Genomic DNA, 23,069 nt, shown 5'->3' with positions numbered 1-23,069 from the left:
CGGAAAGCCCCCAGAGCGGGCAGAAGACGGGTTATGGCGGCAGAGCGGGACATGTTCGATCACGGCGATCTGGTGGCGGTGCAGACCACCCAGCCGCTGGACCGGACGCTGGATTACCGCGCCCCCGAGGGTGGCTGTGTCACCGGTGATTTCGTCGAGGTGCCGCTGGGTCCGCGCAAGGTGCTGGGCGTGGTCTGGGGCCCGGGGCAGGGCGATTTCGATCGCTCGAAAATCCGCCCGGTCAACCGGGTGCTGGACGTCGCGCCGATGCGCGAGGAGCTGCGCCATTTCCTGTCCCGCGCCGCGGATTACACGCTGACACCGATGCCGGCGATGCTCAGGCTGGCGATGCGGGCGCCGGGACTGGGCGATCCGCCCTCGATGCGCAAGATCTATCGTCGGGGCGGCGCCGCGCCCGACCGGATGACCGATGCCCGCCGCCGGGTGCTGGAGGTGCTCGACGATTACGGCGGGCTGGCCTTCACCCTGCACGAGTTGTCGGAAATGGCCGGGGTGACCACCTCGGTCGTCAAGGGGCTGGTCAAGCTCGGCGCCGTGCGGGAGGAGGATAGCCCCCGCGATCTGCCGTTCCCGCGAATGGACCCGGAGCTGCCCGGCAAGACCCTGACCGAGGATCAGGCGCGGGCGGCGGCGGTGCTGCGCGATCACCTGCGTTCGGGCCGCTACGGCACGACCCTGCTGAAGGGGGTGACCGGCTCCGGCAAGACCGAAGTCTATATGGAGGCGATCGCCGAATGCCTGGCGATGGGCCGGCAGGCGCTGGTGCTGCTGCCGGAGATCGCCCTGACCGCCGGCTTCCTCACCAGGGTGGAGGCGCGCTTCGGTGCCCGCCCCGCCGAATGGCACTCCGGGGTGACGATGACCGAACGCCGCCGGATCTGGCGCATGGTCGGCCAGGGCGGCGCCCAGGTGGTGGTCGGCGCCCGCTCTGCCCTGTTCCTGCCGTTCCGCGAGCTGGGGCTGATCATCGTCGATGAGGAACACGACAGCTCCTACAAGCAGGAGGACGGGGTCCTTTACAACGCCCGTGACATGGCGGTGCTGCGCGCCGCCGGCGCCGGCGCCCGGGTGGTGCTGGCCAGCGCTACGCCGTCCTTGGAAAGCTGGGTCAATGCCGAGGCGGGGAAATACGACCGGCTCGATCTGACCGCCCGGTTCGGCGCCGCGGTGCTGCCGGAAATGCGCGCCATCGACATGCGGGCGGAGACGCTGCAATCCGGGCGCTGGATTTCGCCGACGCTGCGCCAGGCGGTGGAAACGCGGCTGGAGAAGGGCGAACAGTCGCTGCTGTTTCTCAACCGGCGCGGCTATGCGCCGGTGACCGTCTGCCGCGCCTGCGGCCATCAGATCGGCTGCGATCATTGCGATGCGCGGATGGTCGAACACCGGTTCCAGAACCGCCTGGTTTGCCATCAGTGCGGCGAGACCAAGCCGATGCCCGCCGCCTGTCCCTCCTGCGGGGTGGAGGGCAAGCTGGCGCCGGTGGGCCCGGGGATCGAACGGCTGGCGGAAGAGGCGACGGCGCTTTTCCCGGAGGCGCGCATCGCGGTGCTCAGCTCCGATCTCTTCGGCTCGGCCCGGGCGCTGAAACAGAAGATCGAGGAGATCGCAGCCGGCGCCGCCGATATCGTGATCGGCACCCAGCTGGTCGCCAAGGGCCACAACTTTCCGCTGCTGACCCTGGTGGGGGTGATCGACGCCGACCTCGGGCTGCAGGGATCGGACCTGCGCGCCGCGGAACATACCTTTCAGCTGATGCGCCAGGTGGCGGGGCGCGCTGGCCGCGCCGAACTGCCGGGGCTGGCGCTGCTGCAGACCTTCCAGCCGGAGCATCCGGTGATCCGGGCCATCCTGTCGGGCGATGAGGAAGGCTTCTGGCGCGCCGAGGCGGCCGAACGTCAGGCTGCGGGGGTGCCGCCTTACGGACGGATGGCCGGCATCGTGATCTCCGGCACCGATATGGCGGCGGTCTTCGATCTGGGCAACGTGCTGGCCCGCAACGATGCGCCGTTGCGGGCGATCGGCGCCCAGGTCTTCGGCCCGGCGCCGGCGCCGATCGCCCGGGTGCGCGGCCGCCACCGCATCCGGCTGCTGATCAAGGCAGCCAAGGGCGCACCTCTGCAGGAGGCGATCTCGCGCTGGCTGGCGCCGCTGCGGCTGCGGGGCGATCTGCGTCTTGCCGTCGACATCGACCCGCAGAGCTTTCTCTGACCTCCGGCAGGGATATTCTCAGCCAGCAAAAGACCTGGGATCAGAGCATCTGATCGTAGGCCGCCTTGGCCAGCGCGCGCAGGCTGTCGCGGGACATCTGCCCCACCATCGCATAGCCGAGCCGGCCTTCCTGCCAGTAGAGCCCCTGCGTGGCGCCTTCGCCGGCGTAGCGAAAGGCGCTGTCGGCAGTGTCCTGCTGTGGCGCGACATAGAGGGTGAGCCGCGCCCCTTCGGCGTTTTCATACATGAAGAGCCCGGCGGTGCCGTCGGCCGCCGGCAGCACCCGCCCGCCCATCAGGGCAAAGCCCGAGGCGGAGAGGTCGGGGGGCACCAGCCGGCTGCCGACCCGCTTCGAGATCCAGTTTTCCAGATGATCGCGCTGGCTGGCGGGCACTTCGACCGGGTGGACGACCTCGACCACATAGGTGTCATAGGCCTTGAGCGCCGCCAGCGCGAGATCGGTCTCCGCCGGTCGGGGCGCGAACAGCCCATGCGCCCCCCAGCCCCCCAGCGCGCCGAGCGCGAACAGCGCCAGCCGGGGCGTCCGCCGGGGGACGGCGGCCGGGGGGCGGGGCGGCGCCAGTGCCGCGTTCAGCCGGTCGGGCAGGGCCGTGGCCTCTTCCGGGGGGTAGAGCGTGGCAAGGGCGGCGTCCTGCCGGGTCCAGAGCGCCAGCAGCTCCTGCGCTGCCGGATCGGTGGCGATCCGCGCCGCCATGCTGGCGCGGTCACGGGCGTCCAGCGCGTCGTGGTGATAGGCGAGCAGGTCTTCCTCGCTCAGCGGGGTGTCGGGATGGGGCATGGATCAGGGTCTCCCGTTGGGCCGGGGCGCGGCGGTGTCCCCGCCGGCGCGGCCGGTCATGCTGCGCAGGCTGGCGCGGGCGCGGGCCAGCCGGGACAGAAGCGTGCCGCGCGGGATGTCCAGCGCGGCCGCGGCGTCGTCGATGCTGGCGCCGTCGAGCGCCACCAGCAGCAGCGCGCGGCGCTGATCCTCGGGCAGCCGGGCGATGGCGACCTCGGTCTCGCGCAGCGCCATATGATGCTCCTGCCCGGGGGGCTGCGCCGGTTCGGGCCGCAGCGCCTCGACCGGGACGAGGTGCCCCGGCCGGGCCGCCTGCCGCATCAGGTCACGGTGGCGGTTGATCAGGATGCGGAACACCCAGGCGGTCAGACTGGCATCGCGCCGCCGGTGCGGCAGGGCGGCGACGGCACGTTCCAGGCAATCCTGCACCAGATCGTCGCCGGCGTCGCGGTCGCCGCGCATCAGCGCCCGGGCATAGCGGCGCAGCGCCGGGGTCAGGGCGGCGATCTGGTCGAGCTCACGCATCGGTCGGGGTCCGCATCTTGCCGGGTCCGGTCCGGGCCCCGGTCAGGGCCGGGCCAGGTGCCAGACCTGCTTGACCCCGTCGCCGGTGATGTCGCCGGGCCTGGCATCCTTCACCCAAGTGTAGAGCGGCATGCCCTTGTGGGTCCATTGCCGGCTGCCGTCGTTGCGCAGGATGATCCCGAAGCCGCCCTGGGGCCGGGCGCCGGTGGCGGCGGTGAGCGGCGGCCAGTTGCGGGCGCAGTCCTCATAGCAGTTAGAGACCGCGGGCAGATCCTTGTCGAAGGTGTAGAGCGACATGCCGGCACCGTCGGTCAGGATCGGGCCCTTGGCGCTGTCGCCGCTCTGGATCACCGGACCGGCGGCGGCCAGTCCGGCCCATGCGGTGAGGCAGGCGAAGGCGAGGGGGAGGGTCTGGGAAAGGCGCATCGGGAGACTCCTTGCTGTGAGAGCGCGGCCGGCCCCTGCGGACCGGCTGAGGAGTAAGACGCCGCCGGGGCGAAAATAATCCCGCCGCGGCGAAAAAATCCCGGGCCGGGGGCTCAGGCGGCGACGGCGGCGCTGCGCTGGTCAATCAGCACATCGGTCAGCATGGCACCGATCCACATGCAGAACAGCGCGGCCCAGGCGGTGCCGGCAAAGATCGATCCGCCGGTGACGCCGGCGCCGATGGCGCAGCCGCCGGCCAGCATGCCGCCGAAGCCCATCAGGGCGGCACCGATCATCGCCTTGCGCATCGTCACCGGCCCGTCGAAGGCCTGCAGCCGCATCTCTCCGGCGGACCAGGCGGCGATCATGGCGCCGATGAAGACGCCGGGCACCAGGCCCACGTCGAACTCCAGCACCGCGCCGCGGTCGAGGAAGAACATCAGCGTATGGGCGGAGGGGCCGGTGAAGGTGGCGCTTTCGATCTGGGTCGGCTCGAAGGCCACCTGCGCCAGCGAATAGGTCAGTACCCAACCCAGCGCGACGGAGAAGCCGACGCCGGAGGCGAAGATCAGCCGCCCGGCGCCGATCCGGTTGCGCCGCGACAGCACCAGCGCCAGCGCCGCGATGGCCAGGCCGATCGCCAGCCCGCCCCAGTCCGGCAGCCCGAGGCTGGCCAGCAGGTTCATGTTGCGTCCGCCGGGGGTGATCCACAGCGCCGCCAGCCGGTCGCGCAGCGGCGACAGCAGGCCGGAGAGGCTCATTTGCGCGACCACGGCGAAGATCAGCCCGGAGACCACCGAGCGCAGGTTGCCGGTGGCCGCCAGAACCAGCAGCCGACCGGAACAGCCACGCGCCAGAACCATGCCGGCGCCGAACATCAGCCCGCCGATCACCGCCCCTGACCAGCTGCCGGGCACCGCCATCATCCGCGCCTCGGTGCTGTCCATAAGCCCCAGCAGCTGCGCCCCCTGCACCCAGACCAGCGCGGTCGAGAAGGTGAGCAGCCAGACCGCCACCTTGTCGCCCAGCTGGCCGCGGGCGAATTCCACTGTCGCCGCGCGCAGGCAGAAGCGCGAGCGCTGCGCCGCGATGCCGAAGGTGATGCCGGTGATCAGTCCGAAGACTGCGGCGGTCGGTGATTCCCCGATCCGCTCGACAAGGCTGACAAGATCCATGGCGTTTCCTCCCCCTATGGGCCTCCCGTCGCGATGGGACCTGTCCTAAGGGAAGGAAACGCAACGGCGCATTGATGCAGATCAGGTGCATCAAGATCGTTTCTGTCTCGCCTGAATGCGCAAACCGGCGTAAGAGCGAGTCATGAGCCGTATTATGCCCCTGTCCGAAGCGGGAAGCCTGCCGCTGTGGCGGCGTCCAGTTTCGCTGTTGTTTCTCATGGCCCTGGCGATGCCGGTGGCCTTTTCCACCTGGTCGGCGCTGCTGAACAATTTCGTCATCGAGGTGGCGGATTTCGATGGCAGCGATATCGGGCTGCTGCACAGCGTGCGTGAGATTCCGGGGTTCCTGTCGATCGGGGTGATCGCGATCCTGCTGTTCGTGCGCGAACAGGTGCTGGGGCTGGTGTCGCTGATCCTGCTCGGGGTGGCGACGGCGGTGACGGCGCAGTTCCCCAGCCTGGGCGGTATCCTGACGATCACCATGCTCAGCTCGATCGGCTTCCATTATTACGAGACGGTGAACCAGTCGCTGCAGCTGCAGTGGCTGGCCAAGGACCGGGCGCCCAGGGTGCTGGGCTGGCTGCTGGCGGCGGGATCGGCGGCGACGCTGGTGTCCTATGCCGGGATCGTCCTGCTGTGGGAGCCGCTGGGGCTGACCTATAACATCGTCTATCTGGCGGCCGGCGGGGTCACTGCCGTGGTCGCGGCGCTGGCCTGGCTGATCTATCCGCAATTCCAGGCCGAAACCGTCCAGAGCAAGAAGATGGTGCTGCGTCGCCGCTACTGGCTCTATTACGCGCTGCAGTTCATGTCCGGGGCGCGGCGGCAGATCTTCGTGGTCTTCGCCGGGTTCATGATGGTGGAGCGGTTCGGTTTCGACGTGCATCAGGTCACCTCGCTCTACATGATCAACCTGGTGGCCAACATGATCTTCGCGCCGCTGGTCGGGCGGGCGGTGATCCGCTGGGGCGAGCGGCGGGCGCTGCTGTTCGAATACGCCGGGCTGGTGGTGGTGTTCCTGGCCTATGGCGGGATCTACTACTTCGGCTGGGGCGTGGTGCTGGCGGCGGCGCTCTATGTGATCGACCATATGTTCTTTGCCATGGCGCTGGCGCTGAAGACCTATTTCCAGAAGATCGCCGACCCGGCCGATATCGCGCCGACGGCGGCGGTGGCCTTCACCATCAATCATATCGCGGCGGTGGGGCTGCCGGCGGCGCTGGGGCTGTTGTGGCTGGTGTCGCCGGGGGCGGTCTTCGGGCTGGCGGCGGGCATGGCGCTGACCTCCTTCTGCTTGGCGCTTCTGGTGCCGCGCCATCCGGAGCCGGGATATGAAACCCGGCTGGTCCGGCGGTTCGCGCCGGGGTCGGCCGCGGCGGAATAGGGGCGCGGACAGCCGGCGCCACAGGGGGAACGACAGGGAGAGGCGATGGCGCAGCGGGGACGTTTTCTGACCGGATCGACGATGGGCCACGTCATGCGGATGACGCTGACCGGGGCCACCGGCATCACCTTCATCTTTCTGGTCGATGCGGCCAACCTGTTCTGGCTGTCGCAACTGGGCGATCCCCGGCTGATGGCGGCGGTGGGCTTCGCCTTCGCTGTCCAGTTCTTCTCGGTTTCCATGGGCATCGGGCTGATGATCGGCGGCACCGCGCTGGTGGCGCGCGGCATCGGCGCCGGCCGGTTCGCCCGGGCGCGGCGGCAGGCCACCGCGGCGGCGCTGCTGGCGGGCGGCATCATGGCGCTGGTGGCGCTGCTGATCGTCGTCTTCCGGCACGAGCTGGTGGCGCTGGCTGGGGCTGAGGGCGAGACCGCGGCGCTGGCGGCGCGCTATCTGGCGATGTCGATCCCGTCGCTGCCGCTGATGGCGGTGGGGATGATCGCCAATGCCAGCCTGCGCGCCTTTGGCGATGGCCGGCGGTCGATGTTCGTCACGCTGTTTCCGGGGCTGGTGACCATGGTGGTCGATCCGCTGATGATCTACGGGCTGGGCATGGGGCTGGACGGCGCGGCGCTGGGGGTCGACCTGTCGCGGCTGGTGATGCTGAGCGTGGCGCTGCGCTTTGCCGTTGGTACCCATGACCTGCTGGCCCGGCCGCGCCGGATCGACCTGCGGCTGGCGGTGCGGCCCTATCTGGCGATCGCACTGCCAGCGATCCTGACCCAGATGGCGACGCCGGCGGGCAACTATGCGCTGACCCGGGTGATGGCCCCCTTCGGCGACGATGCCATGGCCGGCTGGGCGGTGGTGGGGCGGCTGACGGTGGTGGCCTTCGGCGGCATCTTCTCGCTCTCCGGCGCGATCGGCGGCATCTTCGGGCAGAATTTCGGCGCCCGCGAATATGCCCGGCTGCGCAGCACCTATCGCGACGCGCTGATCTTCGCGCTGATCTACACGCTGGTGGCCTGGGGGCTGCTGGCGGCGACCGGGGGCATGGTGGCGCGCGGCTTCGCCCTGGGGGCAGAGGGGGCGGCGGTGGTACGCGCCTTCACCACCCTGGGGGCGGGCGGATTTCTGTTCGCCGCCGCGCTCTTCGTGTCCAATGCGGCCTTCAACGCGATGGGCCGGCCGGTGCGCTCGACCCTGTCCAACTGGCTGCGCGACGGTCTGCTGACCCTGCCGCTGGGGCTGGCGCTTGCCGCCGGGTTCGGGGCCGCCGGGGTGATCTATGCCCAGGCGATGGCCAGCGCGCTGGTCGGCTGTCTCGCCTGCTGGTGGGGCTGGCGTTTCGTGCTGCGGCTGGACCGTGCGGCGCTGCCGGGCCGCTGACTGTGCTTGACCTCCGCCGCGGCTCTGCCTAGGCCCGGCACGACAGATATCAGGAGTTTCCGATGCCGACCTTCACCGCCCTGACCACCCTGACCGGAAAGCGAGAGGCCGAGGCGCTGGCCGAGGCGATGGAGGGGATGGAGCCCGAACCCACCGGCGTCGGCGTGTTCGAGCTGGAAGACGGCTCCGGACTGTGGGAAGTCGGCGGATATTTCCTCGAGGCGCCGGACGCGATCGAACTGGCGTTGCTGGCCTCGGCCTTCGGCGCCAAGGACTTCGTCGTCTCCGAGCTGCCGGAAACCGATTGGGTCGCCCATGTGCGCCGTGAGCTGGCCCCGGTGGAAGCCGGGCGGTTCTTCGTCTACGGCAGCCACGATGCCGACAAGGTGCCGGCGGACCGCATTCCGCTGCTGATCGAGGCGGCGATGGCCTTCGGCACCGGCCACCACGGCACCACGCTGGGCTGCCTGAAGGCACTGGACCGGCTGATGACCCAGGGCTTCACCGCTGGCAAGGTCGCCGATATCGGCTGCGGCACCGCGGTTCTGGCGATGGCGGCGGCGCGGGTCTGGGACGGCACCTTTGTTGCCAGCGATATCGATCAGGTCGCCGTTGACGTGGCCGAGGCCAACCTGAAGGCCAATGGCATGGAGGGCGCGGTGCGCTGTGTCGAGGCTGCTGGCTTTGCCCATCCCGAGATCGAGGCCAATGCGCCCTATGACCTGATCTTCGCCAATATCCTCAAGGGGCCTCTGGTGGCGCTGGCCCCTGATCTGGCGGCGCATCTGCGGCCCGGCGGCTATGCGATCCTGTCGGGGATTCTGAACGAGCAGGCCGATGAGGTGCGCGAGGTTTATTTCCAGTCCGGGGTCAATTTCGTCGAAGACGAAAGGATTGGTGACTGGACGACCCTGCTTTTGCAGAAAAACGCCTGAATAGACCGGGTTTTAGATCAATTTGAACTAAATCCCGATCACCTGCGATAGTCTTTCCCCACCGTGAGTCCCGGCCATTGCGCCGGGTCCGGAGAAGGAGAGACGATCATGGCGCATCAGGATGTCGACTTCGCGCAGCGGGTGCAGCGGCTGAACCGCAAGCACGCGGCGCTGGCCCGGGGACATGACACCATCCTGCGCGCGGACGGGCTTCTGGTGGCGGCCCCGCGACGGCGGTCTCGGGGGCTGTCGCTGAAGGCGGTCGGCCTCTTCCTGGTCGCCTTTGTCCTGTTCAAGAGCTTCATGATCGCCGCTGTCGGCCCGATGACCTATGACATGCGGGTCGATCGGCTGGCCGCGGGCAATGTGGCCGAGGCGATGGGGGCCTGGGTGCTGCGGACGGAGCCGCTCTCGGCCTATCTGTCGCAGCAGATCGCGGCCCATCTTCCCTGATCGCGACCCTGACCGGCCGGGGGCTGGCGACAGGTCAAATTCTCAAGCCGGGGCGACCCCCGGAACGGGGCGCGGCGGCGCCCCATTTTGTGCCCGGACTGTGCCCGGCCCCCAAAAAGGAAACGCCGCGCAGCCCGTCTGGCCGCACGGCGTTTCGCATCTGGCCCGCCCGAAGCGGGCGGTGGAGGTGATATCCTCAGTACAGCGCCTTGCGACGGGCGACGGTGTCGATGTCGCCACGGATCAGGCCGATGTCTTCCAGCTCACGGTCGCTCAGAGCGGCCAGGGCGTTACGGGTGACGCGGGCGTCGTTCCAGGCGGCGACAGAGCCGATCACGTTGCAGATGGTGGCGCCAAGACGGCCGAACAGAACGGCCGAGCCATAGGTGGTGCGGTGGGAGTCGAATGCAGCCATTTGACCAGGTCCTTATTTACAAGAGTACGTTGTGTTTCGTTTCTGAGCGGCACGTAATCTGGCTAAATTTCCAGCGCAAGCTGGCCTGTCTGCATAGTTCGTATGCGGTTTGTGCATGGGTTTTGCGACGGTGAAGAATTTCGCAAGACTGCCGGTCTGGCCGCAAGGAACCCGTGCTTTGTCCGGGGAATCGATCGGATCGATCGAAGAATCTTGCGTTAACCCGATTTACGGCGCGAGATACTCCCCCGTCGATTTGGGCGGATCGAATTCCTTGGACGATGTTCGCCTTTCGTGCTACTGCATCAAAAAAGCAACAATTTCGGGCGGGGCCGGGCGGCGCATGCGGATTCTGGGCATTGATCCCGGGTTGAGAACCCTTGGCTGGGGGGTGATCGAATCGGAAAACGGGCGATTGCGGCATCTGGCGAACGGGTTGTGCAAATCGCAGGCCTCTGAGGATCTGGCGCTGCGGCTGCTGTCGCTCAGTCGTCAGCTCAGCCAGGTGATCGCCGATTTCGCCCCCGACGAGGCGGCCATCGAACAGACCTTCGTCAACAAGGACGGTGTGGCGACGCTGAAGCTGGGCCAGGCCCGCGGCGCGGCGTTGCTGACGCTGGCGCAGGGCGGGCTGACTGTCGGCGAATATGCCCCCAACAAGGTGAAGAAGACCGTGGTCGGCGTCGGCCATGCGGCCAAGGAACAGGTGATCCACATGGTCAAGCTGCAGCTGCCGGGGTGTCTGCCGGCGGGACCGGATGCGGCGGATGCGCTCGCCATCGCGATCTGCCACGCCTATTACGGCGGCACCCAGGCGACGATGCGGCTGCGCGAGGTGGGCGCATGATCGGGCGGCTGTCGGGGCGGATCGGCTATCGCGCCGAGGATCACATCCTGATCGATGTCGGCGGCGTCGGCTATCTGGTCTATTGCTCGGACCGCACGCTGGCGACCCTGCCCGGGGTGGGAGAGGCGGTGACGCTTTATACCGATCTGGTGGTGCGCGAGGATCTGATGCAGCTCTTCGGCTTTCCCTCGCTGGTGGAAAAGGAATGGCACCGGCTGCTGATGAGCGTGCAGGGCGTCGGCGCCAAGGTCTCGCTGGCGATCCTCGGGACGCTCGGCCCCGATGGGGTCGGCCGGGCCATCGCGCTGGGGGACTGGGCCTCGGTCAAGGCGGCCAAGGGGGTCGGGCCGAAGACGGCGCAGCGCATCGTGCTGGATCTCAAGGACAAGGCGCCCGGCGTGATGGCGCTGGGGGGCTCGATCACCGAGGCGATGGAAGGGCCCGAGCCCGCGCCGATGGAGGTGATCGAGACGCCGGAGACCGGACCGGCGCGGGTGAAGGCGCAGCCGAAGCCGCGCGGATCCGCCAGCGCCCAGGCGGATGCGCTCTCGGCGCTCTCGAACCTGGGGTATGCGCCCTCGGAGGCGGCGGCGGCGGTGGCCGAAGCGGCCGGCGAGACCCCGGACGCGGGCGAAGCCGCGCTGATCCGCGCCGCACTGAAGCTGCTGGCGCCGAAGGGGTAGGGGCGTGCCTGGACCTCAGAGTGTAGCACGGGGGCCGTGCCCCCTCGGCCTCCGGGATATGGTCCGACCTGACGGAGGGCCGGGAGCGGTGTGGGAACGGTCAGGATCTTTCACAAAGGCGGAGAGGCGATGACCGACCCCGATCCCACCCTGCGGCCTGAGCCGCTGCCCGAGGACAATGACCGCGCGTTGCGGCCGCAGGCGCTCGATGAGTTCATCGGTCAGGCCGAGGCGCGGGCGAACCTGCGGATTTTCGTGCAATCCGCCCGTCAGCGCGGCGAGGCGATGGATCACACCCTGTTCCACGGCCCTCCGGGGCTGGGCAAGACGACGCTGGCGCAGATCATGGCGCGCGAGCTGGGGGTGAACTTCCGCATGACCTCTGGCCCGGTGTTGGCCAAGGCGGGCGATCTGGCGGCGATTCTGACCAACCTCGAGGCGCGCGACGTTCTGTTCATCGACGAGATCCACCGGTTGAACCCGGCGGTGGAAGAGGTGCTCTATCCGGCGATGGAGGATTACGAGCTCGATCTGGTGATTGGCGAGGGGCCGGCGGCGCGGACCGTGCGGATCGAGCTGCAGCCCTTCACGCTGGTGGGGGCGACGACGCGGATGGGGTTGCTGACGACGCCGCTGCGCGACCGGTTCGGCATCCCGACCCGGCTGCAGTTCTATACCGAGGACGAGCTCTACGAGATCGTCAGCCGCAATGCCCGCAAGCTGGGGGCGCCGGCTGATGCCGAGGGCGCGCGCGAGATCGCGCGGCGGGCCCGGGGCACCCCGCGGATCGCCGGGCGGCTGCTGCGCCGGGTGGTGGATTTCGCGGTGGTCGAGGGCGATGGGCGGATCACCCGCGATCTTGCCGACCATGCGCTGACCCGCCTGGGAGTGGACCGTATCGGCCTGGATGGCGCCGACCGTCGCTATCTGAGCCTGATCGCCGAGAATTACGCCGGTGGCCCGGTGGGGATCGAGACGCTGTCGGCGGCGCTGTCGGAAAGCCGCGATGCGCTGGAAGAGGTGATCGAGCCCTATCTGCTGCAGCAGGGGCTGATCCAGCGCACCCCGCGCGGCCGCATGCTGGCGCAGAAGGCCTGGCATCATCTGGGTCTGCCGATGCCCAAGCGCCAAAGCGATCTTTTTGGGTGAGCGGCGTCCAGGAAACGGGCTGAGCTTCGACCGGATCAGGGGCGTGTGCTGATGGCCTGAGGGGGTGCGTCTGCCTGAACGGCGCTGCGCGCCGTGCCTTCGGCGAGAGTATTTGGGCAGAGAAGAAGCCGGGGTGCGCGCCCGGGTTCTGCGACGTGGCGCCTTGGTTGCGGTCGCGGCGGCGGGGTTTTATGGCTGTGGCAGGCAGAGGCAACGGAGACCGCCGGTGACACCGCAAGAGATCGAAGCGCTTTTCACCCGCGAAGAGGGCGGGTTCCTGTTCGCCCGCTGGGGCCGGCCGATTGCGCCGATCGTCTTCGGGGTGGAGGAGGCGACGCTGTCGGTGCTCAAGGGCGCCTTCGAGGCGGTGGCGGCGCTGTCCGGTCACAAGCTGGCCGAAACCGATCCCGAGCTGGGCGGCAATTGCATGGTGTTCTTCTTTCGCGACTGGTCGGAGTTGCTGGAGGTGCCGGGGCTGGACGGGCTGTTGCCCGACCTGGCGCTGCTGGTGCCGCGGCTGCAGGCCGGTGGTGCCAACCAGTACCGCGCCTTCCGCTTCGATGCCGAGGGGGCGATCAAGGCCGCCTTCGTCTTCCTGAAGATGGACGCGGCGCTGGCGCGGCTGCCGGCGGAGGAACTGGCGCTGGCGCAGGTGGTGCAGGTGTTCCTGTTGTGGTCCGAGCGCGCCTTTCGCGACCGGTCGCCGCTGGCGAAGGCGGGCGGCCATATCATCCTGCGCCCCGAGATCGCCGGGCTGATCCGGGCGGCCTATGATCCGGTGCTGCCGGCGGTGGCGCGCGATCCGTCGCAGGCGCTGAGATTGTTTGCCCGGATGGAGCCCGGCTCATGAGCGTTCATCAGTTCCGCGTCCAGGTGTTCTATGAGGACACCGACATGGGTGGCATCGTCTATCACGCCAATTACCTGCGCTATATCGAGCGGGCGCGCAGCGACTGGGTGCGCCGGCTGGGCAACGATCAGAACGCGATGCGCGATCAGGGCATCGTCTGGGTGGTGCGGCGGATCGAGGCGGAATACCTCGCGACCGCCAAATTCGAAGACGAGCTGCTGATCGAGACCACGGTGCGGGATATCTCCGGTGTGCGGCTGACCATGGATCAGGTGGTCCGGCGCGGCGATCAGGTGATCTTCACCGCCTCGGTCCTGGCGGTCTGCATGAATGCGGCGGGCAAGCCGGTGCGCCTGCCAGCGGAGATTCGCGCAAAGCTGGTGCCCACGGGGGCGTGAGCGCGCGGGGAATGGCTTTTATCCACAGACTGGTTTAGACTCAGCCCAATTGGGCCGGCGCAGAATCCGGCCGCAGAGGCAAAGAGCAGGCGGATGGAAGCAGATACCCTGGCCCTGGCGCAGCAGATGGATTTCTCGCTGTGGGCCTTGTTCGCGCGGGCAACCTTGATCGTGAAGCTGGTGATGGCGCTGCTGGTGCTCGCCTCCTTCTGGTCGTGGTCGATCGTCATTCAGAAAATCATCACCTATCGTGCTGCCCGGCGCGAGGCGGCGGAGTTCGACCAGGCCTTCTGGTCGGGGGAGCCGCTGGACGGGCTGTTCGACGAGATCGGGCCGCAGCCGGCCGGCAGCGCTCAGAAGGTCTTTGCCGCCGGTATGGTGGAATGGCGCCGGTCGCATCGCGACGACGGCGGGTTGATCGCCGGGGCGCAGGCGCGGATCGACCGCAGCATGGACGTGGCCATCGCCAAGGAGGCGGAGAAGCTGCAGAAGGGGCTGCCGGTGCTGGCCACAGTCGGCTCCACCGCGCCCTTTGTCGGGCTGTTCGGCACCGTCTGGGGCATCATGCATGCGTTTATCGAGATCGCGGCGCAGCAGAACACCAATCTGGCGGTGGTCGCCCCCGGCATCGCCGAGGCGCTGCTGGCCACCGGTCTGGGGTTGCTGGCGGCGATCCCGGCGGTGATCTTCTACAACAAGCTGAGCGCGGACAGCGACCGGATCGTCGCGGGCTATGAGGCTTTCGCGGATGAATTCGCCACCATCCTCAGCCGCCAGCTGGACGCTTGAGAGATGGGCGCGGGGGTTCAGACATCGGGCAGCAGCGGAGGCCGGCGGCGGGGCCGCGGCCGGCGGCGCGCCCGGCCGATGGCGGAGATTAACATCACGCCCTTTGTCGACGTGATGCTGGTGCTGCTGATCATCTTCATGGTGGCGGCGCCGCTGATGACGGTGGGGGTGCCGGTGGAGCTGCCGAAGACCGCCGCCGGCGCGCTGCCCTCCGAGCAGGAGGAGCCGCTGACCGTGACCATCACCGCCACGGGCGAGATCCAGCTGCAGACCACGCCGGTGCCGCGGGCGGAGCTGTTGCCGAAGCTGCGGGCGATCGCCGCCGAACGCGGCAGCGACCGGGTCTATCTGCGTGCCGATGGCTCGATCCCCTATGAAACGGTGATGCAGGTGATGGGGGCGCTGAACGCCGGCGGGTTTTCCAACGTCGGGCTGGTGACCGACAGCGGCGGTCCGTCGCTGGACGAGGCCGGGTGAGGGCGCTGTGCAGACCGGCACGAAAATTTCGGCGGTCGCCCATGTGGCGCTGCTGAGCTGGGCGTTCCTCGGCGGTGCGTTCCGGTCGGATCCGACACCTTTCGAGGTGCAGGATGTGACCGTGATCAGCGCTGAGGACTATGCCGCACTTAGTGGCCGGCATGCGGCGCCGGCTGCGGCCGAAGAGGTGACCCAGCCCGAGGCCGTCCCGGCGCCGGAGCCGGAAATCGCCGCGCCCGAGCCCGCGCCAGAGGCGCCGCCGCCCCGGCCGACGACGCCGGCTCCCGAACCGGTGGCGGCCCCCGATCCCGCGCCACAACCGGTTCCGGCGCCCGAGCCCGTCCCGGAACCGGTGGCAGAGCCCGAGCCGGCACCGCAGCCCGAACCGCCGCAACCCGAGCCGGCGCAGACCGCCGCGCTGATTCCGCAGGCGCCGCGGCCGAAACCGCGCCCGGTTGAGCGGGTGGCACCGGAGCCGGTCGCGCCGCCGCCGCCAGAGGCCACGCCCGATCCCGTCGTTCGCGAGGAGATCGCGCCGGCACCCGATGCCGCCGCCGAGGCGGAGCCGCAGCCGGCGACCGCTCCGGAAGAAGCGGTGAGCGAGATCGTGACTGAGGCCGAGGAAGGCGAAAGCGAGGATACCGGCGAGGCGGTGCAGGCGGCGCTGGCGCCGAGCCGGTCGCAACGTCCGGCGATGCGCCCCGCGCGGCGCACCGAGGCGACGGCCGCGGCCACCCCGGCCACGCCCAAGCCCGCGGCGCCGGCCAGTGACCGCGCACGGACCCGCAGCAGCGTCGACTCCGCTCTGTCCGAAGCTCTGGCCGGCAGCGAGACACGGGCGCCGGCGGCGGCCGCGCCGGCAGGCCCACCGCTCAGCGCCGGCGAGAAGGAGTCGCTGCGCGTGGCGGTCTCGGCCTGCTGGAACGTCGGCTCGCTGTCCTCTGCGGCGCTGTCGACGACGGTGGTTGTCGCAGTTTCGTTGACTTCGGACGGTAAGCCAGAGGTTGGCTCGATCCGCATGGTGTCGAGCTCCGGCGGCGACAGCGGGGCGGCAAAACAGGCATTCGAGGCCGCGCGGCGGGCAATCATCCGCTGCGGCGCCCGCGGATACGCGCTGCCGGCAGACAAATACGATCATTGGCGTGATATTGAGATGACATTCAATCCTGAGAGGATGCGGATTAAATGACCAGACTTCTGCTGAGCTTTCTGCTGGGATGGGCCCTGCTGATCCAGCCGGCCGCGGCGCAGAACGGACCGCTGCGGATCGAGATCACCGAAGGCGTGATCGAACCCCTTCCCTTCGCGGTGCCAGATTTCGTGCCCGATACCCAGGGCGCGGCGGATGTGGCGCGGGAGATCGGCCGGGTCATTGCCGCCGATCTGTCCGGCACCGGCCTGTTTCGCGAGATTCCCGCCAGTGCCCATATCGGCAAGGTCAGCGATTTCGCCGCCCCGATCCAGTTCGCCGACTGGAAAGCGATCAACGCCCAGGCGCTGGTCACCGGCGCGGTGTCGGTCGCCGGCAAGCGGCTGACGGTGCGGTTCCGGGTGTGGGACGTGTTTTCGGGCGCGGAACTGGGCAACGGGCTGCAATTCGCCGGCACCACCGACGGCTGGCGGCGGATGGCCCATAAGGTGGCCGATGCGGTCTATAGCCGGATCACCGGCGAGGGCGGCTATTTCGACAGCCGGGTGGTCTTCGTGTCGGAAAGCGGGCCAAAGAACGACCGCAAGAAACGGCTGGCGATCATGGATTACGATGGCGCCAACGTGCAGTATCTGACCGACAGCGCCGCCATCGTTCTGGCGCCGCGGTTCTCGCCCTCGGGCGACCGGGTGCTCTATACCAGTTTCGAGACCGGGTTCCCGCGGATCTATGTGCTCGACGTCGGCAAGGTGAAGCGCCGGGTGCTGGAAACCCGCGAGGGCAGCATGAGCTTCGCGCCGCGCTTCGCCCCCGACGGGCGCACGGTGGTTTTCTCTCTCGAACAGGGGGGCAACACCGATATTTTCGAGATGGACATCAATACCGGAAAACAGACCCGGCTGACCTCCGCCCCGTCGATCGAGACCGCGCCCAGTTATTCGCCGGACGGTCGCCAGATCGTGTTCGAAAGCGACCGTTCAGGCACCCAACAACTTTACGTGATGCCCGCCACCGGTGGCGAGGCGAAGCGGATCAGTTTCGGTCAGGGCCGCTATGGCACCCCGGTCTGGTCGCCGCGCGGCGACATGATCGCCTTCACCAAGCAGAACCAGGGCCGGTTCCACATCGGCGTGATGCGCACCGATGGTAGCGAGGAACGGCTGCTGACCGCGTCTTTCCTGGACGAAGGGCCGACCTGGGCGCCGAACGGGCGGGTGATCATGTTCACCCGCGAAAGCCGTGGCGCGGCGGGGCAGGCGACGCTCTATACCGTCGATATCACCGGCCGGAACCTGCGCCCCGTGCGCACCCCGGGCGGTGCCTCGGACCCGTCGTGGTCGCCGCTGCAGAACTGAGGCGCCGCGTTCACATGACCCCGGCGCTGTGATAAAAGCATTCCCAGAAACATCGCCCGCATAAGCGATAGTCGAGAGGCAAATGGCATGAATACTCTGAGCAAAGTGATGATGGTCGGCGCCCTCGCGGCGCTGGCGGCCTGTTCCAACGCGAAAAACGACGGCCTCTACGGGGACGGCATGGGCGGGGCGGGGTACGGCAGCGGCACCGCCGGTTCCGGGCTGCCCTCCGATCCCTCCTCGCCGGCCTATTTCCAGCAGGCGGTGGGCGATCGGGTGTGGTTCGCGGTGGATCAGTCGACGCTGGGCGACGCGGCCCGGGCGACGCTGACTGCGCAGGCCGACTGGCTGACGAAGAATCCCGATTTCACCGCCGTGATCGAAGGCCATGCCGACGAACAGGGTACTCGCGAATACAACCTCGCTCTGGGGGCGCGGCGGGCCAATGCGGCGCGGGAATTCCTGATCTCGCGCGGGGTTGTCGGCAGCCGGCTGAAGACGGTCTCCTACGGCAAGGAACGGCCGATCGAGATCTGCAGCGAAGAAGCCTGCTATGCCAAGAACCGCCGCGCGGTGACGGTTCTGTCCAGCGCGCTGGCCGGGTAAGAGGGTAGGATGATGCGCGGTCTGCTTCTGCTGGCACTGGTGCTGACGCTCTTCGGGCGGGCGGCCCCCGCGCTGGCTCAGGACAAGGAGACGCTCGCCGATATCCGGCAGGAGCTGAACGTGCTCTATGTCGAGATTCAGCGGCTCAAACGCGAACTGTCGACGACTGGGGCGCCGCAGACCGGCGTGTCGGGTGACAGCGTGCTGGAACGGGTGGCGGCGATCGAGAGCGAATTGCAGCGCCTGACCGCCGATACCGAGGAACTGGGCCATCGCATCGACCGGATTGTCGAGGATGGGACCAACCGGATCGGAGATCTGGAGTTCCGGCTGGTCGAGCTTGAGGGCGGCGATGTCTCCAAGCTGGGCGAAACCACCACGCTGGGCGGGGAACCGCCCGCGGGCGCGGTTCCCGCCGGCACCCCGGCGGCGCCCGGCAACCCCGACGCGGGCAGTGAGCTGGCGGTCGGCGAGAAGGCGGATTTCGACGCCGCCAACGCGGCGCTGGAGGCCGGGGATTTCGCCCGCGCGGCAGAGCTGTTCGCGGCGTTCAACGACTCCTATCCGGGCAGTCCGATGGCGGCGCGGGCGCATCTGAACCGCGGGCATGCGCTGGAAGGTCTGGGCGACACGCGCGAGGCGGCGCGCGCCTTCCTGGGCGCCTTCACCGCCGACGACAACGGTCCGGATGCGCCGGAGGCGCTGTATGAACTGGGCGCGGCCCTGGGCCGGCTCGGGCAGGTCAGCCAGGCCTGCGTCACCCTGGGTGAGGTCGGTGTCAGGTTCCCCGTCTCCGGTGCGGTGAGCGCCGCCAAGGCGGAGATGGCGGCGCTGAACTGCTCTTGACCTCGCCGCTCGATGCCGAGCTGATCACCCGGGTGCAGCGCGCGCTCGGGCCGGCGCTGCCGGGGCGGATCGCCGTGGCGCTGTCCGGCGGTGGCGACTCGGTGGCGCTTTTGCATCTGATGCTGCGCGCGCTGCATGGCACCGGGGTTCAGTTGGTTTCGGCGACGGTGGATCACGGTCTGCGGCCCGAGGCGGCGGCCGAGGCGGCCCGCGCCGGGCGGCTGAGCCAGCGGCTGGGGGTGCCGCACAGCGTGCTGCGCTGGCATGGCTGGGACCGCAGCGGCAATCTGCAGGATCGGGCGCGGCAGGCCCGCTACCGGCTGCTGGAGGACTGGGCCCGGGTCGAGGGCGTCGGCATGTTGGTGCTGGGACATACCGCCGACGATCAGGCCGAAACCCTGCTGATGCGGCTGGCGCGGGCCTCCGGTCCCGCCGGGCTGTCGGGCATGCGTCCGACGCGGCTGCAGGGCGGGCTGATCCTGGCGCGACCGTTGCTTGAGATCGGACGTGGCGCGCTGCGTGACTATCTCGATCGTCAGCGGCTGACCTGGGAGGAGGACCCGTCGAATCTGGACGACCGTTTCGCCCGGGTGCGGGCACGCCAGGCGTTGGCAGGGCTCGACCGTCTCGGCATCACGCCGGAAGCGCTGAGCGATGTGGCCCGCAACATGGCCCGCGCCGATGAGGCCTTGGGCTGGGCGGCGTTCCAGGCCGCCGGCGAGCTTTCGCGCATCATCGAAGGCTGCGTGGTGTTCGAGGCACGGGCGTTTACCCTATTGCCGCAGGAAATCGCCCGCCGGCTGCTGGCCGGCGCCATCGGCTGGATCGGCGGTCTGCCCTATCCGCCGCGCCGGGCCTCGCTGGAACGGCTGCTGCGGGATCTGCGCCGGGGTGGCGCCGGCACCCTGGGGGGCTGCCGGATCTTTCCGCGTGGCCGCGGTGACGACACCCGGTTGTGGGTCAGTCGCGAATTCAGCGCGATCAAGGACTTGCAGGCTCCGCCCGGCGGGTTGTGGGACCGGCGCTGGCGGCTGGAAGGACCACCTCCGCCGCCGCGGGCCCGGCTTGCCGCGCTGGGGCCGCAGGGCCGGCTGCAATGCCCGGATCGGGCCGACAGCGGCCTGCCCGCCGCGGTGCTTGAGGCCTGCCCGGCGCTCTGGTTGGGGGAGGAGGTGATCGCCGCACCCGCCGCCGGTCGGCCGGAGGGCTGGCAACTGCGGCTCGAAGGGGGCGACACCGGCTTTCGCGCCGGGCTTTTAACGCATTGAACCTCGTCCAAGGATGTCTATTTTAACGCCTAACACCCGGTCGCGCCCGCGGCCGCGCAGTTAGGAGAGCTTTCTTGGGCAACGTTCGCAATATCGCCTTCTGGGTCGTGCTGTTCCTGCTGATCCTTGTGCTGTTCAATTTGTTCAGCGGATCCGGAACCACGCTGCAGAGCCGCGAGATCACCTTTTCCGACTTTGTCAGCGCCGTGCAGGAGAATGAGGTCAGCTCTGTCACGCTGGATGGCGAGCAGGTCCGCTTCCGCGGCACCGACGGTCAGGACTATGTGACCATCAAGCCCGAGGATGCGCAGATCACCGACCTGCTGATTCAGCACAAGATCCCGGTGCGGGCAGAGAAACAACAGCAATCGGGGCTGCAGAGCTTTCTGATCACGCTGCTGCCCTTCCTGCTGCTGATCGGCGTCTGGGTCTATTTCATGAACCGGATGCAGGGTGGCGGCCGTGGCGGGGCGATGGGCTTCGGCAAGTCGCGCGCCAAGCTGCTGACGGAGAAACACGGCCGCGTGACCTTTGACGATGTCGCCGGCATCGACGAGGCCAAGGAAGAGCTGGAAGAGATCGTCGAATTCCTGCGCAACCCGCAGAAATTCTCCCGGCTGGGCGGCAAGATCCCGAAAGGTGCGCTGCTGGTGGGCCCTCCGGGTACCGGTAAGACGCTGCTGGCGCGCGCCATCGCGGGCGAGGCGGGCGTGCCCTTCTTTACCATCTCCGGCTCGGATTTCGTGGAAATGTTCGTGGGCGTCGGCGCCAGCCGGGTGCGCGACATGTTCGAGCAGGCGAAGAAGAACGCGCCCTGTATCGTCTTCATCGACGAAATCGACGCCGTGGGCCGCCATCGCGGCGCCGGCTATGGCGGTGGCAACGACGAACGCGAACAGACGCTGAACCAGCTGCTGGTGGAGATGGACGGGTTCGAAGCCAACGAAGGCGTCATCATCATCGCCGCCACCAACCGCAAGGACGTGCTGGACCCGGCGTTGCTGCGTCCGGGCCGGTTCGACCGTCAGGTCACCGTCGGCAATCCCGACATCAAGGGGCGTGAGAAGATCCTGGGCGTCCATGCCCGCAAGACCCCGCTGGGCCCCGATGTCGATCTGCGCATCATCGCCCGCGGCACCCCCGGATTCTCCGGGGCCGATCTGGCCAACCTGGTGAACGAGGCGGCGCTGATGGCCGCCCGGGTCGGCCGCCGGTTCGTCACCATGGAAGATTTCGAGAACGCCAAGGACAAGGTGATGATGGGGGCAGAGCGCCGCTCGATGGTGCTGACCCAGGATCAGAAGGAAAAGACCGCCTATCACGAGGCCGGTCACGCCGTCGTCGGTCTGGAACTGCCGCTGTGCGATCCGGTCTACAAGGCGACGATCATTCCGCGCGGTGGCGCGCTGGGGATGGTGGTCAGCCTGCCGGAAATGGACCGGCTGAACTATCACAAGGATGAATGCGAGCAGAAACTGGCCATGACCATGGCCGGCAAGGCCGCGGAAATCCTGAAATATGGCGAAAACCACGTGTCGAACGGGCCGTCGGGCGACATCATGCAGGCCAGCCAGCTGGCCCGGGCCATGGTGATGCGCTGGGGCATGTCCGACAAGGTCGGCAATATCGATTATGCCGAGGCGCATGAAGGCTACAGCGGCAATACCGCCGGTTTCTCCGTCTCCGCCCACACCAAGGAGCTGATCGAGGAGGAGGTGAGAACCTTCATCCAGACCGGCTATGAACAGGCGGTGCGGATCCTGACCGAGAAGCGCGAGGAATGGGAGCGTCTGGCGCAGGGGCTTCTGGAATACGAAACCCTCACCGGCGAGGAAATCCGCCGCGTGATGAACGGTGAGCCGCCGAATGTGGATGGCGACGGCACCGATGGGGCGGATCAGGGCGGCAGCGCCAGCCTGACAGCGATTCCCAAGACCAAGCCGAAGGCGCCACCGGCCGAGGGCGGGATGGAGCCCGAGCCGAGTGCTTGATAGATGATTTGACGGCCGGGCCCACGCCCGGCCGTTTTCGTTGCGGCGGGTGGACTTTCAGTATACCATGGTATACATAAATTACCGCAGCTGCGAGTCGCCGCCATGAGCTCTTCTGACTGGAACCCCGATCTCTACGCCCGGTTTCACGATCTGCGGCTGCAGCCGGCTGTCGATCTGATGACACGGGTCGGCGCACTGCCGCCGGGCGACATCTGCGATCTGGGCTGCGGTACCGGCGTGGCCGGTCCGCTTCTGGCGGAACGCTTTCCCGGGCGGCGGCTGATTGGCGTCGACAACTCTCCGACGATGCTGGAGAAGGCCGGGGCGCAGGGCGTCTATGACAGGCTGAGCGAGGCCGATGCCGCCCAGTGGCAGCCGGAGAGCCCGCTGGCGCTGCTCTATTCTAACGCGGTGCTGCACTGGCTGCCGGGTCACCCGGCGCTGCTGCCGCGACTGGTGCGGCATCTGGCGCCTGGCGGTGTGCTGGCGGTGCAGATCCCGCATCAGAACCATGCGCCGTCGCACCGGCTGTGGCACGATCTGGCGGCGGCGCATTTTCCCGGCCGTTTCGACACCGCGCTGGCGCCGGGTATCCTGGAGGCGGAGGAATATTTCGATCTGCTGGCGCCGCTGGGCACACTCGCCCTGTGGGAGACTGAATATTATCAGGAGCTTGCGGCGACGGAGGAGGGGCACCCGGTGCGCGGTTTCACCAGTTCGACCTTCGCGCGTCCGGTGCTGGAAACGCTGAGCCCGGCGGAGGCAGAGGCGCTCTGCGCGCTGTACGACGATGCGGTGCGCCATGTTTATCCGCTGCGGGCGGAAGGCACGGTTCTTTTCCCCTTCCGCAGGCTCTTCTTCGTGTTGCGGCGGCCGGCGATGTGATAGTCGGGGCGCAGAACCGGCAGGAACGGGAGCGCCTTA

General features: G+C 68.4%; 24 protein-coding genes. 19 read left to right on the top strand and 5 right to left on the bottom strand.

Annotated elements, in window-relative coordinates; all coding sequences use genetic code 11:
* Positions 1 to 33 precede the first annotated feature (33 nt).
* Positions 34 to 2,232 carry a primosomal protein N' gene (locus tag QO033_RS05730; RefSeq protein WP_284479985.1) on the top strand — a complete coding sequence of 733 codons (2,199 nt, stop codon included), beginning with the start codon at positions 34 to 36 and terminating at the stop codon, positions 2,230 to 2,232.
* A 40-nt stretch (positions 2,233 to 2,272) separates the two neighbouring features.
* On the opposite strand, the gene QO033_RS05725 is transcribed toward QO033_RS05730, so the two are convergent.
* The 4 genes from QO033_RS05725 to QO033_RS05710 all read right to left on the bottom strand — a co-directional run bounded on the left by QO033_RS05725 (position 2,273) and on the right by QO033_RS05710 (position 5,157).
* Positions 2,273 to 3,031 carry an anti-sigma factor family protein gene (locus QO033_RS05725; RefSeq protein WP_284479984.1) on the bottom strand — a complete coding sequence of 253 codons (759 nt, stop codon included), beginning with the start codon at positions 3,029 to 3,031 and terminating at the stop codon, positions 2,273 to 2,275.
* Between the two features lie 3 nt (positions 3,032 to 3,034).
* Positions 3,035 to 3,556, bottom strand: coding sequence for a sigma-70 family RNA polymerase sigma factor (locus QO033_RS05720; RefSeq protein ID WP_284479983.1), 522 nt, complete (start codon positions 3,554 to 3,556; stop codon positions 3,035 to 3,037).
* Between the two features lie 42 nt (positions 3,557 to 3,598).
* Positions 3,599 to 3,982, bottom strand: a complete 384-nt coding sequence (locus tag QO033_RS05715) for a COG4315 family predicted lipoprotein (RefSeq protein WP_284479982.1) — start codon at positions 3,980 to 3,982, stop codon at positions 3,599 to 3,601.
* Positions 3,983 to 4,095: 113 nt separating this feature from the next.
* Complete coding sequence (locus QO033_RS05710) at positions 4,096 to 5,157, bottom strand: YeeE/YedE family protein (protein WP_284479981.1); 1,062 nt, start codon at positions 5,155 to 5,157, stop codon at positions 4,096 to 4,098.
* Between the two features lie 142 nt (positions 5,158 to 5,299).
* On the opposite strand from QO033_RS05710, the gene QO033_RS05705 reads away from it, so the two are divergent.
* The 4 genes from QO033_RS05705 (at position 5,300) to QO033_RS05690 (ending at position 9,318) form a co-directional block, all read left to right on the top strand.
* Complete coding sequence (locus tag QO033_RS05705; protein ID WP_284479980.1) at positions 5,300 to 6,541, top strand: MFS transporter; 1,242 nt, start codon at positions 5,300 to 5,302, stop codon at positions 6,539 to 6,541.
* A gap of 45 nt (positions 6,542 to 6,586) precedes the next feature.
* Complete coding sequence (locus tag QO033_RS05700) at positions 6,587 to 7,930, top strand: MATE family efflux transporter (RefSeq protein WP_284479979.1); 1,344 nt, start codon at positions 6,587 to 6,589, stop codon at positions 7,928 to 7,930.
* A 62-nt stretch (positions 7,931 to 7,992) separates the two neighbouring features.
* Entirely contained in the window at positions 7,993 to 8,865 is an 873-nt protein-coding gene (locus tag QO033_RS05695; protein ID WP_284479978.1) for a 50S ribosomal protein L11 methyltransferase, read from the top strand.
* Between the two features lie 108 nt (positions 8,866 to 8,973).
* Positions 8,974 to 9,318: a hypothetical protein gene (locus QO033_RS05690; protein ID WP_284479977.1), complete on the top strand. Its 345-nt coding sequence runs from the start codon at positions 8,974 to 8,976 to the stop codon at positions 9,316 to 9,318.
* 196 nt (positions 9,319 to 9,514) lie between these two features.
* Here the strand turns inward: QO033_RS05690 and QO033_RS05685 are convergent, their stop codons facing one another.
* Positions 9,515 to 9,733, bottom strand: a complete 219-nt coding sequence (locus QO033_RS05685; protein WP_284479976.1) for a DUF1127 domain-containing protein — start codon at positions 9,731 to 9,733, stop codon at positions 9,515 to 9,517.
* A 343-nt stretch (positions 9,734 to 10,076) separates the two neighbouring features.
* On the opposite strand from QO033_RS05685, the gene ruvC reads away from it, so the two are divergent.
* From ruvC to QO033_RS05615, 14 genes are all read left to right on the top strand, one after another.
* Positions 10,077 to 10,580 (top strand): crossover junction endodeoxyribonuclease RuvC, encoded by a 504-nt coding sequence (gene ruvC, locus QO033_RS05680; protein ID WP_284479975.1) that lies wholly within the window; start codon positions 10,077 to 10,079, stop codon positions 10,578 to 10,580.
* A complete protein-coding gene (gene ruvA, locus QO033_RS05675; protein ID WP_284479974.1) occupies positions 10,577 to 11,263 on the top strand; it encodes a Holliday junction branch migration protein RuvA in 687 nt (228 codons plus the stop codon). Before ruvC ends, ruvA begins: the two co-directional genes overlap by 4 nt.
* A 129-nt stretch (positions 11,264 to 11,392) precedes the next feature.
* Positions 11,393 to 12,412 (top strand): Holliday junction branch migration DNA helicase RuvB, encoded by a 1,020-nt coding sequence (ruvB, locus tag QO033_RS05670; RefSeq protein ID WP_284479973.1) that lies wholly within the window; start codon positions 11,393 to 11,395, stop codon positions 12,410 to 12,412.
* Positions 12,413 to 12,638: 226 nt separating this feature from the next.
* Entirely contained in the window at positions 12,639 to 13,262 is a 624-nt protein-coding gene (locus tag QO033_RS05665) for a hypothetical protein (RefSeq protein WP_284479972.1), read from the top strand.
* Complete coding sequence (gene ybgC / locus QO033_RS05660; protein WP_284479971.1) at positions 13,259 to 13,660, top strand: tol-pal system-associated acyl-CoA thioesterase; 402 nt, start codon at positions 13,259 to 13,261, stop codon at positions 13,658 to 13,660. Before QO033_RS05665 ends, ybgC begins: the two co-directional genes overlap by 4 nt.
* Before the next feature lie 93 nt (positions 13,661 to 13,753).
* Entirely contained in the window at positions 13,754 to 14,449 is a 696-nt protein-coding gene (gene tolQ, locus QO033_RS05655) for a protein TolQ (RefSeq protein WP_284479970.1), read from the top strand.
* Between the two features lie 3 nt (positions 14,450 to 14,452).
* A complete protein-coding gene (gene tolR, locus QO033_RS05650) occupies positions 14,453 to 14,926 on the top strand; it encodes a protein TolR (RefSeq protein ID WP_284479969.1) in 474 nt (157 codons plus the stop codon).
* Between the two features lie 7 nt (positions 14,927 to 14,933).
* Complete coding sequence (locus tag QO033_RS05645; RefSeq protein ID WP_284479968.1) at positions 14,934 to 16,115, top strand: energy transducer TonB; 1,182 nt, start codon at positions 14,934 to 14,936, stop codon at positions 16,113 to 16,115.
* The gene (tolB, locus tag QO033_RS05640; protein ID WP_284479967.1) at positions 16,112 to 17,431 is read left to right on the top strand and encodes a Tol-Pal system beta propeller repeat protein TolB; all 1,320 of its coding nucleotides are present in this window, start codon (positions 16,112 to 16,114) and stop codon (positions 17,429 to 17,431) included. Before QO033_RS05645 ends, tolB begins: the two co-directional genes overlap by 4 nt.
* 87 nt (positions 17,432 to 17,518) lie before the next feature.
* The gene (gene pal / locus QO033_RS05635) at positions 17,519 to 18,037 is read left to right on the top strand and encodes a peptidoglycan-associated lipoprotein Pal (protein ID WP_284479966.1); all 519 of its coding nucleotides are present in this window, start codon (positions 17,519 to 17,521) and stop codon (positions 18,035 to 18,037) included.
* A 12-nt stretch (positions 18,038 to 18,049) separates the two neighbouring features.
* On the top strand, positions 18,050 to 18,883 hold the full coding sequence (gene ybgF / locus QO033_RS05630; RefSeq protein WP_284480101.1) for a tol-pal system protein YbgF: 834 nt from the start codon (positions 18,050 to 18,052) through the stop codon (positions 18,881 to 18,883).
* Positions 18,880 to 20,151 (top strand): tRNA lysidine(34) synthetase TilS, encoded by a 1,272-nt coding sequence (gene tilS / locus QO033_RS05625; protein ID WP_284479965.1) that lies wholly within the window; start codon positions 18,880 to 18,882, stop codon positions 20,149 to 20,151. The genes ybgF and tilS overlap by 4 nt, the downstream gene beginning before the upstream one ends.
* A 74-nt stretch (positions 20,152 to 20,225) precedes the next feature.
* Complete coding sequence (gene ftsH, locus QO033_RS05620; protein WP_284479964.1) at positions 20,226 to 22,142, top strand: ATP-dependent zinc metalloprotease FtsH; 1,917 nt, start codon at positions 20,226 to 20,228, stop codon at positions 22,140 to 22,142.
* A gap of 105 nt (positions 22,143 to 22,247) precedes the next feature.
* Entirely contained in the window at positions 22,248 to 23,030 is a 783-nt protein-coding gene (locus QO033_RS05615) for a methyltransferase domain-containing protein (protein ID WP_284479963.1), read from the top strand.
* The last annotated feature ends 39 nt before the right edge of the window (positions 23,031 to 23,069 follow it).

Source organism: Pseudodonghicola flavimaris (assembly GCF_030164425.1).
Lineage (GTDB): Bacteria > Pseudomonadota > Alphaproteobacteria > Rhodobacterales > Rhodobacteraceae > Pseudodonghicola > Pseudodonghicola flavimaris.
This window is presented reverse-complemented; position numbering and strand designations above follow the sequence as displayed.